Origin of the sequence: Paraburkholderia sp. MPAMCS5 (assembly GCF_036016995.1) — a bacterium.
Taxonomy (GTDB): domain Bacteria; phylum Pseudomonadota; class Gammaproteobacteria; order Burkholderiales; family Burkholderiaceae; genus Paraburkholderia.
Genome location: NZ_JAYXBK010000011.1, coordinates 173657 through 188938 on the forward strand (window position 1 = coordinate 173657; position 15282 = coordinate 188938).

The following is a 15282-nucleotide window of genomic DNA, read 5'->3' on the forward strand; positions in this document are numbered from 1 at the left end:
GGCGCGTCGAGGCGTTTCATCGTTTGAGGTGATTCATGAAGACAGTGTTGATCGTTGGGGCATCGCGCGGCATCGGCCACGAGTTTGTCCGGCAATACAGAAATAGCGGCTGGCGCGTGCTCGCCACCGCGCGCGACGGCGCCGCGCTCGACGCGCTGAATCAGCTCGGCGCGCAAACCTATTCCGTCGACGTCACCGAACCCGCGGACATCGCCGCGCTCGGCTGGAAGCTCGACGGCGAGCACGTCGATACGGCCATCGTCGTGTCGGGCGTGTACGGGCCGCGCACGGACGGCATCGAAACCATCACCGCCGAAGACTTCGATCACGTGATGCACACCAACGTGCGCGGCCCGATGCAATTGATACCGCTCCTGCTGCCGCTCGTCGAGGAAACGGGCGGCGTGCTCGCGGTGATTTCGAGCCGGATGGGCAGCATCGCCGATGCAAGCGGGTCGAGCGGCTGGCTGTATCGCGTGAGCAAGGCGGCGCTCAACGACGCGCTGAAGCTCGCGTCGCTGGAGGCCCGGCGCGCCGCCTGTGTGTCGTTGCATCCGGGCTGGGTGCAGACCGACATGGGCGGCGCACAGGCGGCGGTCGACCCCGCGAGCAGCGTCACCGGCATGCGCAACGTGCTCGCGCAGGCGGCGGCCTCGCGGGACGCATTCAATGGCTGCTTCTATCAATACGATGGGACGCAACTCGAATGGTGAGCTTGCGCAGGTCCAAAGAGGAGACACGCTGATGGTGCTCGATCAGGATCACCTGATGGTCCGCGACGCGCTGCGCACCTTCGTGCGCGAGGCGATCACACCGTATGCCGCGACGTGGGATCGCGAGCGCACGTTCCCGAAAGAGGTGCACCGGCAACTCGCGGAACTCGGCGCTTACGGCGTGCTCGTGCCCGAGGCCCACGGCGGCGCCGGGATGGACGCGCTGGCGCTCGCGCTGATTCTCGAAGAAATCGCCGCGGGCGACGGCGGCACATCCACGGCGATTTCCGTGAACAATTGCCCGGTGTGCAGCATCCTGCTCGCCTACGGCACCGACGCGCAAAAGCGCGACTGGCTCACGCCGCTCGCGCGGGGCGAGATGCTAGGCGCGTTTTGCCTGACCGAGCCGCAAGCCGGTTCCGACGCCTCGGCGCTGCGCACCACCGCGATCCGCGACGGCGACGCGTACGTGCTGAACGGCGTCAAGCAGTTCATCACGAGCGGCAAGAACGCCAACGTCGCGATCGTGATGGCCGTCACCGACAAGGCAGCGGGCAAACGCGGCATCAGCGCGTTTATCGTGCCGACCGACAACCCCGGCTACGTCGTCGCGCGACTCGAAGACAAGCTCGGCCAGCATTCTTCGGACACCGCACAAATCCTGTTCGAGGACTGCCGCGTGAGCGCGGCGAATCGGATCGGCGCGGAAGGCGAAGGTTATCGGATCGCGCTGTCGGGGCTCGAAGGCGGACGCATCGGCATCGCGGCGCAAAGTGTCGGCATGGCGCGCGCCGCGTTCGAAGCCGCGTTGAGCTACGCGAAGGAACGCCAGAGCTTCGGCGAGCCGCTTTTCGCGCATCAGGCCGTGCAATTCCGTCTCGCCGATATGGCGACGCAACTCGAAGCCGCGCGGCAGTTGATCTGGCACGCGGCCTCGCTGAAAGACGCGGGCGAGCCGTGCCTCACGCAAGCCGCGATGGCGAAACTGTTTGCGTCGGAAGCGGCGGAGCGCATCTGTTCGGCGGCGCTGCAGATTCACGGCGGCTACGGCTATCTGAGCGACTTTCCCGTCGAGCGGATTTATCGCGACGTGCGTGTGTGCCAGATTTACGAAGGCACGAGCGACATCCAGAAAATCCTGATTGCGCGCGGTCTCGGTTAGGAGTTCGATGAAGAAACAGCCACCCTCCGCCCAGCGCCCCGCCGATTGCCCTTGCGGCGGCGCTATGCCCGGCCAGCCCGGCGGCACAAAAACACCGCGTTTCGCGCAGTGCTGCGGCCGTTACATCGACAGCGGCGAACTTGCGCCACGCGCGCTGGAGCTGATGCGCTCCCGTTACAGCGCGTATGTTGTCGGCGCAACGGATTATCTGCGCGCCACCTGGTCGCCCGAGACCTGCCCCGCCGATCTCGACGCGGACCCGGCCGCGCCCGACGCCCCGCGTTGGCTCGGACTGCACATCAAGGCGTTCGCGGAAATCGATCCGCATCATGCGACGGTCGAGTTCGTTGCGCGCTACAAGGTCGCGGGCCGCGCGCATCGGCTGCAGGAACTGAGCCGCTTTATTCGCACTGACGACGGACGCTGGCTCTATGTCGACGGCGATGTGAGCGAATAACTTCTCAGCGCATTTCGAAGACTGACATCGCGCGGCGGCAGCGCGGCGGCAACGCGGCGGCAACGCGGCGACAGATGACGCGCCGCGATCACATTTGGCCCTTTAGCGGGGCCATTTTCTTTTGTTGGCCCGATGCTACGGCCCCGCTTTTCGCGCACCGCCGATGCGGACACCTACACATCGCGCCAACCTCCTGCGCTTCGGCGTGACGCCCGCGCAGCGGGCGTTTGCGGCACGCGGCAATTTTTTCGTCGCGGGTTCTCCTTGATTGCACAAAACAAAATTGTCGTGCCAGGATGGGGCTGTTGCATCGTGGCGTCACGCTGCGAGGGCCCGCTACCAAGGGCTCCGCAGGCTGGCACCGGCGAGCGCCGATCACCCGGATTTTCAAGGGTTGCACGGCGGTCCCGGGCGGCGGACGTGACGTTCATCATCGGCGCGTGGGGTCGCGCCGGCCGTTGGGTTTATCCCGTGCGATCTCGATTGGCGTGCGTGCGCTTCGCGCAATGCGTACGTGAGTATGTTTTTGTTTGTCGCAAACGTGAGCGAAAGGCAAATGTCAGCCGCTTCCTTCGATAAACGGACATCCGGTGTTCAGGCAGTTTTCTGAGGCAGGTGCGTGAATGGTGTTGAGCAAGGTTCTGATGAAAGGTGCGGTGATGTGCGCAGCGGCCATCTGCGCTGTCGCGATCGCGCAGGCGAACCCGCTCGAGGACGCCCAGCCCGGACCCTTGGCTCGCGCTCAGGTACCGCGCATCGCGCTTCAGGACGACGTCTATCTGCCGAGCGCGCGGCTCAATGAAGAGATCATCCGCATTCCCGTCGACGCCGACGGCCAGATCACCCTGCAAACGACGATTTATAAACCGGACGGCCCAGGCCCGTTTCCGATGATCGTCTTCAACCACGGCAAGATTCCCGGCGACCCGCACATGCAGGAACGCAGCGACCCGCTGCCGTTCGCGCGCGAATTCGTGCGCCGCGGCTATGTGGTGGTGGCGCCGAACCGCCAGGGCTTCGGCCAGTCGGGCGGCGTCTATCAGCAGGATGGTTGCGACGTCGAACGCAATGGCATGTCGCAGGCCGGCGACGTCGCGGCCACCATCGACTACATGTCGAAGCAGTCTTATGTCGACGCTTCGCATATCGTCGTCGCGGGCACGTCGCATGGCGGTCTTGCGACGATGGCGTACGGCACCGAAGCCGCGCCCGGCGTGCGTGCGCTGATCAATTTCTCGGGGGGCTTGCGCCAGGACGCGTGCACCGACTGGCAGGGCAACCTGACGCGCGCGTTCGGCGCGTACGGCGACAAGACGAAAGTGCCGTCGCTGTGGATGTACGGCGACAACGATTCGGTGTGGAACGCGCCCCTCGTGGCCGGCATGTACGCCGCGTACATCGCGCACGGCACAAGCGCGAAGATGGTGGACTACGGCCGCTACAAGAACGACGCGCACCGGCTGGTCGGCGACCGTGACGGCGTGCACGTGTGGTGGCCCGCCGTCGAGTCCTTCCTCGCGCGCGTGGGCATGCCCACGGGCGTGCAGTATCGCGTGTCCGATCCATCGGCGCCGAAAGCGAGCGGCTTTGCTTCAGTCGATGCCATCGACGCCGTGCCTTACGTCGATGAAGCCGGCCGCAATGGGTATCGGAACTTCCTCCACCAGTATCCGAGCCGGGCATTCGCGGTGTCGAATACGGGCGCATGGTCGTGGGCCGAGGGCGGTGACGATCCAATGTCGGTCGCGATCGCCAATTGCCAGAAGCAGAGTTCCGCGCCTTGCCGCCTGTATGCGGTCGATAACTCCGTGGTGTGGGGAGATCAGGGCGCGCGGACGGCGGATAGCGGTTCGGGCGCTGCCGGCGCTTTTTCTGATTCCCCTTCCGTCTCTTCCGCCGACGAAGCGCGGCGGGCTATTGCCAGCCGGGAATAGTCGGGCGCCGGTTGCGCAATCAGTATTGCTCCGCGAGTCGTCTTCTGCTTCGCCCGCGAGTTCCTGACCAAAGTCCAGAGACCCGACGAGTCCCTCGGCAATTTCAAAGACGTGTGGCGGACAAAGCGGACCTGTCACGCGGTCGCCTTTGCGGGCAATGGGCGTTTCCGTCGCGCTCCACGCCCGACACTGCAAGCGCCCGGATCTGAAGTGGCTTGAACATATGACGAGTGGTCACGAAGTTAAGGTTCGAAGTTAAGGTTTCGAGAAGTGCAACGACATAAGTAGACCAATACTGATTGATAAGTTCACCAGATTATTTTTTGATTACTGGACGTGTGACCCCCCCATTCGCACAAGCGCATTATTTCGGGATGAACGTGACTCTCAAGCGGGAAACAAAGCACACCATCTCATCACACCCCTTCGATCGTGACGCCCCTCGCCGCGCCATCGACGATTGGGACTTCTCCCATTTCTGAGCGAAGCTTCGCCCGCTATAAATACACGGACCATCACGAGAGGAGAAGGACGTGAAGACGCTCTACGGCATCGCGTGGCACGCGAAGAAGCGCTGCGCAGTGTTTCAGATTCCGACAGCCAATTTCGGAACAGTATTTATGAGAGTGTCCCCCCCGACAGAAGACACCACAATTGCCGTTGTTGAAGTCGACGCGGACCGGCTGCTTGAGCAGTGGCAACGCACCGAGGGCACCAGTGAAGACTGCAGAGATACGTCGGGGGTTTTTTGGCCTTCCGACGAGAAATTCGCCGCCGCAGAACTAGGTTTCATGGAAGGTCAATTCGACCCCGTTCCCCTTGCCGTCATGGCATGCCGCAAAAACGGCGACGGCGCGCCGCACCTGAGCCTCACCGACGGCGTAACGCGAACCATCTGGCTGCTCACGGCCGGCGCCACGGTCTTCCCCGTGTCGTGTCGTATCGACGACGCAACTGAGCTGCAAAAATGCGCCGGCGCGGCCGGCAGCCGCGTCCGGACCACGGCCGATCTGCTTTCGCCCACGTCAGACGAGCAGTACATGAAGGAGTTGCGGGCGGCCGAACGCATGCAGGCACGGCGCATTCTTCGGGACTTTGCGCAATCGCGATAAGCGATTAAGCACCGAATGCGTGGCACGGCCGCTCGTCTTCGGCCGTGCGTGCATTGGCGGCGTCGGACGTTTAGCGAGGCGCGCCGGGAAACGCGCCGGCAGGCGGCAATCCCGGCGGCGGCCCACTGTCAGTCAGACTGAATACGGGCATTGAGCTGGGGCAACGGAATGTTCTCAGCACATCGCTCGTCAGCGGATTGGCGACACTGCCCGCGCTCGCAATGTCGAGCACCGTCTTGCGTCCGTCGAAGTCGAATGCGATGCGTGTACGGCCAGGCGTCGCCGTCTCCATCGTGTGACCTTTCTGGGCCAGGCGCATTAGCGCCCAAGGGCCATCGGCTGAAATGGTCGACGTGTCCGGACGGATGCGTGGACTCGCGGTCATCTCCGCGTGCACCCCTCCGCGCGGCCCCGGCCACGCCAGCCCGAACGGCTGCACAGGCCCGTGCTGATAAAGCAAAGTCTGCCCGTCTATGTCGATCGTCAGGCCGGTGATCGTCGGATCGAGTTCGGGAATCTGAATTGTCGCTTTCCAGTTGAGCTGCTTCTGGCCTACGTCGCCGAAGAACACATCACGAATGGCCTTCGCGTGCTCGAAAGGTTCGAGATCCGGTCCCTGAACCGCATCGGTGGCGCCGGGCAGCGTGCGGTAGCGCCAAGGTCTTGCCGATGTATCGACAAACGGCGCCAACGTCTTGATGAAGAAATCGTCGATGACGCCGCCTTGAGCAAACACTCTCGTGAAGTCGTCGATACTGACGTCGCGCGGGCTGTCCTTCGCGAAGGGATAGTTGCCCTCGATCGTGAGCCGGCACGCGTCGCCGACCACAGCCTGCATCTGCCGCGACAGAAGCTGACCAATGCCGTGGTTCACCTCCTGCGAGCCTTGCTGCGCAAGTTTCAGCAAGACATAGCGAAACGGCGCGGGCATTGTGCCGGCCGTCATCTTCAGTCTCGCGGCGACGTCGCTCGCCGGTGGCATGCTGTTGTTGGTGAGCGCGTTGTCCGCCACGGTGAGCGCCGTGTAATAGTCGTTCAGGATATTGGCTACGCCATCGAGCCCGGTCTTGCCTGCCTGCACGGCAGCCGGCTGCCCGCCGGGCGCACTCGTCTGCGAATCCGTATTACCGGTTACGACCTCACGAAGCGCGGCAAAATGGCTGTCGACGAGTTCCCGTTCAGTCCGCTCCTCCGCCCGAATGCCGAGCGCGCCGTCGGCTTTCTGGACGATCTGCCCGGTCGCTTTTTGCATCAGTGAGCCGTCGGGCGGCGAGGCAGACTGCGCCAGTGTGGTCTCGCGGACCGCCGCTCGCGCAAGCCGCGAGAGCGGCGAGTCGGGCGCCGCGAAGCTGCGCAAAACCTGAAGATCAAAGGCAAGGCTCGTGCCGCTGACAGTGCGGATATCGCCTAGAAATGCGTCCCATTGCTGCGCATATTCGCTCAGATACTGCCGGCGGATCGCCTCGGTCAACGGGTCGTCCGCACCGGTGGCCGAACTCACGATCTCAAGCGTTTTTTTTTGAGCATCGCCGAGTAACGAACGGCCCATCACCCATGCGTCGTCTTCACGCGCAACCTGCACGAATTCGGGCAGCCGCTTGTCGAACAGGTTCCGATAGCCGTCGAACGTGAAAATGCCTGGCACGCCGCGCGAAAGCGGCGCGCCGCTTTCCCGTGTGAACACCGTGCCTGCCTGCGGGCCGACCGCTCGCAATAGCGTGAATTCGTCGGGCGCTTCTTTTTGCATGGCAGCCTTGGCGCGCTCGTAGAGCCGTTGCGTGGCATTGCTGCTGTCGAGGAAAGAACGGGCTTGCTGGATCAGCGCGTCATTGCGCACGAACGGCGACTGAACCGCGCGCGAGCCGGAGAAAAGCTGCTGTACGTGATCGATCATCGACGCCCGTCCGCCGAACACGGCCGCGCTGTCGGTTCTCGCCCAGTCGTCGAGCACCCATGCCTTGACGTCGTCGGCGCTGAATTTCGCCTTGTCGTGAAGCATCAGATAGACGCGCAACGTGTCGTAGGCGGCTTTGGGGTCGCGGGCCACAATCGCGCCGGACAGTACGGATTCCATACGTTTCACGAGTTGCGGCAGAAGCAGATTGTCTTCGAGCGCATCGTAGGTACGGCGACTCTCCGCGGCGACATCGGAACCGGTGTAGAGGCCGAAGCGGTAAGCGCTGTCCGGATTCGACAGATCGAGACCGCGCTGGCTCGCCAGGTAGCGGGCATCGGTCAATGTATCGGGCACGGCCTCCGGTTTCGGCTCCCGGTAGAGTTGCGTGACCTTCGTCGCGAGCGCCTGAGTCTTGCGTTCGATCGCATCCAGATAGTCGCTGTTATGGCCAAAACTGACGCGCAGTCCGATGGCAAGCCATACGAAGATAGGCGCGCGCGGACGATGGCTGCGCAGCAGGCCGAGAAGGCCTTGCCACTCGGCTTCGTCGGTGCTTCGGCGCAGATCGTTCGGATCGACCACCATGCTGCTGGATTTCGAGCTGGGTGACACGCCGCCGCTCGACGCCGCGCCAGAGGGCTCCTTCTTCTTCGTGTCGGCCTGCGCCTCGCCGGTGCCGGCCTCCTTAGCCGGTGGCGCCTCGTCAATGACGGGCAGTTCGCCCTGCTTCCACAGCACCCGCTACGCGTACGACGCGATCGGCCGACGCACCGGCAAGACCACGAGCCGCACCACGGCGGACGGAGCGCCGGTCACCGATGAAACGCGCTTCGTCTGGGAAGGCATGCGCATGGTGCAGGTGCTGCGCAGCGACACGGTGCATACCTATGTCTACTCGCCCGACTCACCGTACCGGCCGATGGCGCGGGTCGATCAGCAGGTGGTGAGTGTCGGCGAGGAGCGCGTCGCGGGCCGGCGGGCGACGGTCTGGCATCACCATGCTCATGACAACGGGCAGGTGCACAGCGTCACGGACGGCAACGGCGATCTCGTGTGGCAGCCGCGCTTTTCCGGGTTCGGTGAGTTCAGGGGCGCGGATCGGCATGATTACAAGCTGTTTGATGAGCCACTGCGATTCGCCGGTCAGTATGCGGACGAGGAAACCGGGCTGCATTACAACCTGTTCCGGTACTATGATCCGCAGGTCGGGCGGTTTGTTACCCAGGATCCGATTGGGTTGGGAGGTGGCACTAATCTTTATGCTTATGGGCCAAACCCGATTGGCTGGATTGATCCGTGGGGGCTGTGTGTAACAACAACGGTCACACGGGGATCGGCAGGGCAACCCTTGCGTGCGACTGCGACGATTACTGCCAAAGACCTTGGCACAGGAACGGCGACAAACGCATCATCCAGAGCGTTGGCTCGATCGTTGGGAAATGCGACTGACGATGCTGGACACATTATTGGAAAGCTTCTCGGCGGTAATGGTGGCGTGGACGGCGTATTTCCACAATTACTTGGTATCAATCGTGGATCCTTCAGAACCTTTGAAGCTCAGGTGGCCTCCTATGTAAGGCGGGTTGGCTCGGCCGATGTTGATATACGGTTCATTTACGGCAATGGCGGGACGCGACCAACCCAAATACTCTACGAAATTCTACAGGGTGGCAAAAAGGTCTTGAGCGGTGAATTCAACAACTGAGGGTTTCAAATGACGCACAAAGAACTGGAGCAGGCGCGGAATGCCTTGATAGAGTTCATGTCGGCAATGAATCGATGGGAAAATGATTTTTACCGAGCCAAACAGACGGCACTGAAAGAAAATCGAGATATAGCACTTGTGGATAATGAATGGAGAAAGGAACTTACGGCCATTCTCGTTAAATGGGCATTTCCAGAAAAGTCAAATCAAGGCCGGCTGATTGATCTGGGCTGCACTGATCCACCCACATATGATCCAGACAGCGACGTCGAAGAAAGTGTTGAGGCAACGGATGATTCGGTTGCTTTTATCATTTACCAAACAAAAGGATTGCAAAGTAAATTTAGAATTACGTTGAAACAGCAATCAGGAAAATGGAAGATAAAAAAGAAGGAGTTACTTAACTACAAAGACAAATGGCAACGGTCAGTACTTTGAGATTTGAAGTTCCCCCCAGTAAGTAAACCACGCTAATTGCAAGGCCCTTCGTCTGTCCGGCGGTGATAGTGAGCCGGCCCTGCTCAACGGCGATCTTCGCGCGCTGCCTCGGTGTGAATCCTGCGTGCTCGATTCACTGCCCGGCGAGCTTCATCCACGGATAAAGCGGCGGCGTGTAACCGACGCTCCAGTTGCGCGGCTGGCGCTGCGACTGCTGGATGGTCACGAATCGATCCGTGACGGGTGAACGTCCCTAAGATTGGCATCGGCCATGATCAGTTCTCCTGTGAACCGGTGGTGGTCAACGGGCCACATGGGTCGCCGCCCATGTGGCCCGCGCATCACCATGCTCATGACAACGGGCAGGTGCACAGCGTCATGGACGGCAACGGCGATCTCGTATGGCAGCCGCGCTTTTCCGGGCTCGGTGAGTTCAGGGGCGCGGATCGGCATGATTACAAGCTGTTTGATGAGCCACTGCGATTCGCCGGTCAGTATGCAGACGAGGAAACCGGGCTGCATTACAACCTGTTCCGGTACTATGATCCGGAGACCGGAAGGTATATCAGTCCCGACCCGATTGGATTGGGGGGTGGGGTTAATCTTTATCAATTTGCGCCCAATCCGGTTACGTGGATCGATCCGCTGGGGCTTTCATGCACACCAGCACAACTCGCCAAAAACCGAAAAGCAGGAGCGTTGCATGAAGCCAATACAACTGCGGCATTAAAGGGAAAATATGGGGCAAGTGCCGTGCATGAGCAGGCATTGGTCCGACCAATTGATGCTCAAGGCAATCCTGTAAAATATAGGGTTCGGCTTGATAACGTTGTGGAAATGACTGGCCCGAATAATTCTCCACTTTTGATGGATGCAAAGGCATCAGCTACCGCACCATACACTCCGAATCAGAAAGCAGGCTATCCACTTATTTCCGCAAACGGTGGAATTATTGAAAGCGGCCCCATGGCGGGAACCCGCCTTGGCCCATCAAATGTAATAAGAATTGAACCTCCTGATCTGTTCAATGGAAATTATTAATTCTGGAATTTATCATGCTTGACAAGGACGGATTTTCTGAAATTTACGAGTACAAAAATCGTTATTGGGTTATACAGAAAAGCCATCAAATGTGGCCGAAGGGTGGCGGGCCAACGGAACGCGTTGCTTTGGCTGGAGATTTGCCATGCGATTGCTCTGATACGGAAATGGGATCGCTATGCATTTCGGCACTAGATAATTTCAATTCGATAAAGCCGCCGTTCTCTCCATGGCAAACAAAGGAGCTTCGCCAACTGTTTTGTTCATGGGTAGGGGCAAAAGGATGGGCTTCTTTTTATAAAAATTCTCGTTATATTTGGATAAAATACGATAAAACCACACGTTACATAAATGTAATTCCGGTGGATAATTGCCGAATATCTCCGGTCGAATCGGCTATTGAAGAGAAGATCGAGTCTATTTCTTGGGAAGCCGGAACAGGAAAAATCGGACAAGCGATCTTTGCGGCATTCAGGCATTCCACAAGTCACCCCGAGCGTAAAACTTGATAGTGGTAACAGAAAGGCCGCGTCAGCGGCCTTTCTGTTACCCGGCAGTGATTGTTATGCGCCGAACCCGGTTGAGTGGATTGATCCGCTTGGGTTGTCATGTGAAGGTGGCGGTACAGGAAAACAGTCGGGAAAGCAGGGATTTGTTTTCCGAGGTGAGGGTCGCTCACCCAATAAGGTTTTCAATGAGGGATTTCAATCACTCGGCAAGAATACCGATTTGTACAGTTACGCGCTAAAGAACGAACCAAGCATTTTTGTGTCTACGTCCAAATCTCCCACTGTTGCTCGCGAGTTTGCAGAAATGCAGGGAGGAGGATATGTTTATACGATCAAAGGCCGACCGCGGGGAGTAAATGTGAACGCAGCACTTGGCTCTAACAGTCCGTTCCCTCACGAGCTTGAAGTCGCTGTCCCCGGCGGCATTCACCCGCCTGATATTATGGGAGCATGGGAAGTTGACTCGAATGGTGGCTTTCCAGGACCGCTTATAAAAAACCCTGCATACGTCGGAAACTAGTCATGACAAATGTCTCAGTAGAAATTTCATCCTTGGTCGGTGATAAAAAATGTTGCGAGATTTAAATTACTGAAGGCGTGCCCGTTACAATTACGGTTCGCAGCCCGTGCTTTGGCGAACTCTCATTTACTGACAACAATTTGTTTGATGCGCTATCGGCTTATCGTCGGGCGCTTGAGCAAAATCATTATTTTATTCTATGCAATGGCGCTCGCAAGGACGCTTATCCATCACAAATGGCCTTACAGATGGGAGGTGGTCGAAAAGTCTATCTACTGCACTCCGGCAAGTCGGCGAAGCGGCAGGATTTGGTTGATATTTTTGGTTCGGCAACTATCGATCAAGTTTGCAGCGTCGCGGAGCAACGTGCTGCTTATGAGGCGTGGGTTCAGAGTTTAGTATGAACGAAGGACCCCATTGCGGCCCTTCGTCGGTTTGTCAGCCATGGTCCGGCATGATGATTAGTTATCGATAGCAGTAATCGATGCTGAAGCTGACGCGCTTACCGGGTTTGAATCCGGCGGTGACCAGTCACGTGCCAAGCGACCGACCGATCCGTCTGAGTTGGTCCACAATGGAAGACTTGAAAGCTCTGAGATTGACGTACGAGTTGGGCAAGGAGGATTACCTAACGCATTAGAATGCGATCCAATGAAATTTCAAAATGTGACTTTAATAAGTGCGAGAATGACCGGCTGTCACGGCGTCCACGGTTAGAGAGGTATCGGTGCGCAGGTTGGGTACGATGACGGACGCTACGAACGGTACGCCTACGATGCCGCCGACAATCTGATCGACGCGACCCGGGACGCCACCGCGAGCAAGGTTCTGAGCGATCTGCTGACCCGCTTTCGCGACACCGGCTACACCTACGACGGCTTCGGCCAGCTCTGCCGCAAGACGCGGGACGGCATGGCGCAGGACTTCGTCTACGACGATGAAGGGCGCATGGTTCGCGCCTCGGGCCAGAGCAGAAGCGGCTTCCACAGCACCCGCTACGCGTACGACGCGCTCGGCCGACGCACCGGCAAGACCACGAGCCGCACCACGGCGGACGGAGCGCCAGTCACCGATGAAACGCGCTTCGTCTGGGAAGGCATGCGCATGGTGCAGGTGCTGCGCAGCGACACGGTGCATACCTATGTCTACTCGCCCGACTCACCGTACCGGCCGATGGCGCGGGTCGATCAGCAGGTGGTGAGTGTCGGCGGGGAGCGCGTCGCGGGCCGGCGGGCGACGGTCTGGCATCACCATGCTCATGACAACGGGCAGGTGCACAGCGTCACGGACGGCAACGGCGATCTCGTATGGCAGCCGCGCTTTTCCGGGCTCGGTGAGTTCCGGGGCGCGGAGCGGCATGATTACAAGCTGTTTGATGAGCCACTGCGATTCGCCGGTCAGTATGCGGACGAGGAAACCGGGCTGCATTACAACCTGTTCCGGTACTATGATCCGGACAGTGGGCGGTATATCTCGCCGGACCCGATTGGACTCGCGGGCGGGCTCAACCTCTACCAGTACGCCGATGGCAATCCGATTATGTGGATTGACCCGCTCGGCCTGGCTGCTTGCTCAGGGACTCCGATCACGCGCAATAACGCGCGTCAGCTATTGCGTAGTCGTGGGCTTTCGCGCCAGCAGCAACATGAAATGGTCGATAGTTTCGACGGACAAATTCACGCCAGCCGCGGAAGAGCGGGAGATCAATTCCTAATCACGGAATCTGAAACTGGAAGGGCTTCGGGCGTTTTCGTCACGCGCGGGTCGGCAGGCGCAACGCCAGCCGAGCGGAGCAGCGCGTTGGCGCTTCCACCCAGTAATACAGCTGCGGTTGAAAATCCAGTTTGGTTGGCAAGGGATCAAATCCTGCTTGAGGGTAGAGTCGCGCCCCAGCCACAGTGGGGAGCCGACAAGACCGGGCAAGGGTGGCAAGTAGTAACCGATGGCGGGAAATACACGGGAGCGATTGAACGATGACAACCTTGGCAGAACAAAGTGAGCTAATTGCGAGAGATCTTGAAGCTGGTGGCTTTGCAAGTGAAGCCACCGAAATTAGAAATCTGTTGGAAACGGCGAGGGATGAGTCTCAATCAACAACCATGCGCGTGAAGGCGCTTGAGCAGATTCACATGCGATGCCACGTGAAGTGGTTTGGCGACTTATACATTCCGCAATTGACGCAGAAAGAGTGGTGGTGTCGGCTAGAGGCCCTCAGCCGCGCCACGCAGAAAATGCAGAAATCTCTGTAACCGTTATGTGTACTAGTTTCAATTTAGTCTGACAGACGGGGATCAGGAAGGCCCCTCTTTTTATACAAAAAGAAGCCGTAAAAAAGAGGCAAATGATGATTCGGTTGTTTCTATCATTTACCAAACAAAAGGATTGCAAAGTAAATTTCGACTTACGTTGAAACAGCAATCAGAAAATGGAAGATAAAAAAGGAGTTACTTAACTACAAGGACAAATTGCAACGGTCAGTACTTTGAGATTTGATGTTTTCCTCAGTAAAGAGGCCGTGCTAATTGCGCGGCCCGTCGTTTGTCCGGCGGTAATAGTGAGCCGCCCATGGTCAACGGCGATCCTCGCGCTGCCCTGCTGCCCCCCGCCTGCTCGATTCATCTTCGGGCGAGTCTGGCATCACCATGCTCATGACAACGGGCAGGTGCACAGCGTCACGGACGGCAACGGCGAACTAGTGTGGCAGCCGCGCTTTTCCGGGTTCGGTGAGTTCCGGGGCGCGGAGCGGCATGATTACAAGCTGTTTGATGAGCCACTGCGATTCGCCGGTCAGTATGCGGACGAGGAAACCGGGCTGCATTACAACCTGTTCCGGTACTATGATCCGCAGGTCGGGCGGTTTGTTACCCAGGATCCGATTGGGTTGGGGGGTGGGGTTAATCTTTATGCTTATGGGTTGAATCCGGTTGGCTGGATCGACCCACTAGGGTTGTCATGTGAGAATACGACACAACTGGGCAAGACCAGTGGAAACTATTCAGCGATAAAGCCGGGGCCACTTTCTGATGACTTGGCTGGGACTTTTGCCGGAGGTAGGTATAAAGCGGTAACGCTTAGTCAAGACACGGTGCTATATCGTGCTGGTACGGCTGAGCGGCCTCTTGGTCAATTCTTTAGCCAAGAGGCTCCAGCGGGAGTAGTACAAACACGTATAGATAAAGCTGTGTTGCCGACTTGGCCTGGCGGAGCCACATCTCCGCTTGATACTGCATTCGCAGTTAAGATTCCTGCTGGAACGCAGGTTTATGTGGGTGAAGTCGGTTCGCAGGGCGGTTTTTATGTCGGAGGAACACAGCAGATCGTAGTGCCAAAGCCGTGGACAATTGACGGAGTCGAAGTAATTAATTCTTACGTTCTTAAATGATGGACATCCAGCGTACAGAAGTGGTGCTTGCGAGAATGATCGCTTTGCTGAAACAGGGAGCGGCAAGCGATTGGGCAAATGCTCTTAACCGTTGCTTGCTACAGCTTGCAAATGATCCCGATAGCGTCCGCGCGCAGATAAACGCAATGTACGGCGGCATGGGTTCATTAAATGATTTGGTCTTATACAAGAACGGACAACCATTGACACAAGAAAACAATGAGTTGGATTTTTTAAGGACCGAGCTGTATAAGCTTTGTCATTAAACTATAGGCGCGGCCTTGCTTTGTGTTAAGGAAGATCTGCAAAAGTCCTGACATTACGTTGCTGCCGAGCTATCCTGGAAACAGAGCGGATTTGGTGAGGGGCAACATGATGACGCAGCTTGGTCTTGGTCTGGATTTGTCGACGA

General features: G+C 58.6%; 11 protein-coding genes and 5 pseudogenes. 15 read left to right on the forward strand and 1 reads right to left on the reverse strand.

The features are described from left to right. Window positions 1-35: 35 nt before the first annotated feature. The 5 genes from VOM14_RS23040 (at window position 36) to VOM14_RS23060 (ending at window position 5378) form a co-directional block, all read left to right on the forward strand. The gene (locus VOM14_RS23040) at window positions 36-713 is read left to right on the forward strand and encodes an SDR family oxidoreductase (RefSeq protein ID WP_327631060.1); all 678 of its coding nucleotides are present in this window, start codon (window positions 36-38) and stop codon (window positions 711-713) included. A gap of 31 nt (window positions 714-744) precedes the next feature. After that, the gene (locus VOM14_RS23045) at window positions 745-1875 is read left to right on the forward strand and encodes an acyl-CoA dehydrogenase family protein (RefSeq protein ID WP_327631080.1); all 1131 of its coding nucleotides are present in this window, start codon (window positions 745-747) and stop codon (window positions 1873-1875) included. 7 nt (window positions 1876-1882) lie between these two features. Then, the gene (locus tag VOM14_RS23050) at window positions 1883-2332 is read left to right on the forward strand and encodes a YchJ family protein (RefSeq protein WP_327631061.1); all 450 of its coding nucleotides are present in this window, start codon (window positions 1883-1885) and stop codon (window positions 2330-2332) included. Window positions 2333-2955: 623 nt separating this feature from the next. Next, window positions 2956-4266 carry a dienelactone hydrolase family protein gene (locus VOM14_RS23055; RefSeq protein WP_327631062.1) on the forward strand — a complete coding sequence of 437 codons (1311 nt, stop codon included), beginning with the start codon at window positions 2956-2958 and terminating at the stop codon, window positions 4264-4266. A 533-nt stretch (window positions 4267-4799) separates the two neighbouring features. Continuing rightward, window positions 4800-5378: a plasmid fertility inhibition factor family protein gene (locus tag VOM14_RS23060; protein WP_327631063.1), complete on the forward strand. Its 579-nt coding sequence runs from the start codon at window positions 4800-4802 to the stop codon at window positions 5376-5378. A gap of 70 nt (window positions 5379-5448) precedes the next feature. Here VOM14_RS23060 and tssM read toward each other — a convergent pair. Next, a pseudogene (gene tssM / locus VOM14_RS23065) lies at window positions 5449-7764 on the reverse strand (type VI secretion system membrane subunit TssM); the annotation flags it as partial. A 247-nt stretch (window positions 7765-8011) separates the two neighbouring features. Between tssM and VOM14_RS23070 the strand changes: the two are divergent. From VOM14_RS23070 to VOM14_RS23110, 10 genes and pseudogenes are all read left to right on the forward strand, one after another. Next, window positions 8012-8980 (forward strand): annotated as a pseudogene (locus VOM14_RS23070) (RHS repeat-associated core domain-containing protein); the annotation flags it as partial. A gap of 9 nt (window positions 8981-8989) precedes the next feature. Continuing rightward, a complete protein-coding gene (locus VOM14_RS23075; protein ID WP_327631065.1) occupies window positions 8990-9418 on the forward strand; it encodes a GspH/FimT family pseudopilin in 429 nt (142 codons plus the stop codon). Window positions 9419-9889: 471 nt separating this feature from the next. Then, window positions 9890-10072, forward strand: a pseudogene (locus VOM14_RS23080) (RHS repeat-associated core domain-containing protein); the annotation flags it as partial. A gap of 401 nt (window positions 10073-10473) precedes the next feature. Continuing rightward, window positions 10474-10968 carry a hypothetical protein gene (locus VOM14_RS23085; RefSeq protein WP_327631066.1) on the forward strand — a complete coding sequence of 165 codons (495 nt, stop codon included), beginning with the start codon at window positions 10474-10476 and terminating at the stop codon, window positions 10966-10968. Window positions 10969-11062: 94 nt separating this feature from the next. Then, the gene (locus tag VOM14_RS31475) at window positions 11063-11488 is read left to right on the forward strand and encodes a scabin-related ADP-ribosyltransferase (protein ID WP_442955576.1); all 426 of its coding nucleotides are present in this window, start codon (window positions 11063-11065) and stop codon (window positions 11486-11488) included. Between the two features lie 77 nt (window positions 11489-11565). Beyond that, complete coding sequence (locus VOM14_RS23090) at window positions 11566-11892, forward strand: hypothetical protein (protein WP_327631067.1); 327 nt, start codon at window positions 11566-11568, stop codon at window positions 11890-11892. Window positions 11893-12865: 973 nt separating this feature from the next. Beyond that, window positions 12866-13057, forward strand: a pseudogene (locus tag VOM14_RS31480) (RHS repeat-associated core domain-containing protein); the annotation flags it as partial. A 404-nt stretch (window positions 13058-13461) separates the two neighbouring features. After that, the gene (locus VOM14_RS23100) at window positions 13462-13737 is read left to right on the forward strand and encodes a hypothetical protein (protein ID WP_327631069.1); all 276 of its coding nucleotides are present in this window, start codon (window positions 13462-13464) and stop codon (window positions 13735-13737) included. Window positions 13738-14255: 518 nt separating this feature from the next. Then, window positions 14256-14438, forward strand: a pseudogene (locus tag VOM14_RS31485) (RHS repeat-associated core domain-containing protein); the annotation flags it as partial. A gap of 428 nt (window positions 14439-14866) precedes the next feature. After that, window positions 14867-15136: a DUF6966 domain-containing protein gene (locus tag VOM14_RS23110; RefSeq protein ID WP_327631071.1), complete on the forward strand. Its 270-nt coding sequence runs from the start codon at window positions 14867-14869 to the stop codon at window positions 15134-15136. Window positions 15137-15282: the final 146 nt, after the last annotated feature.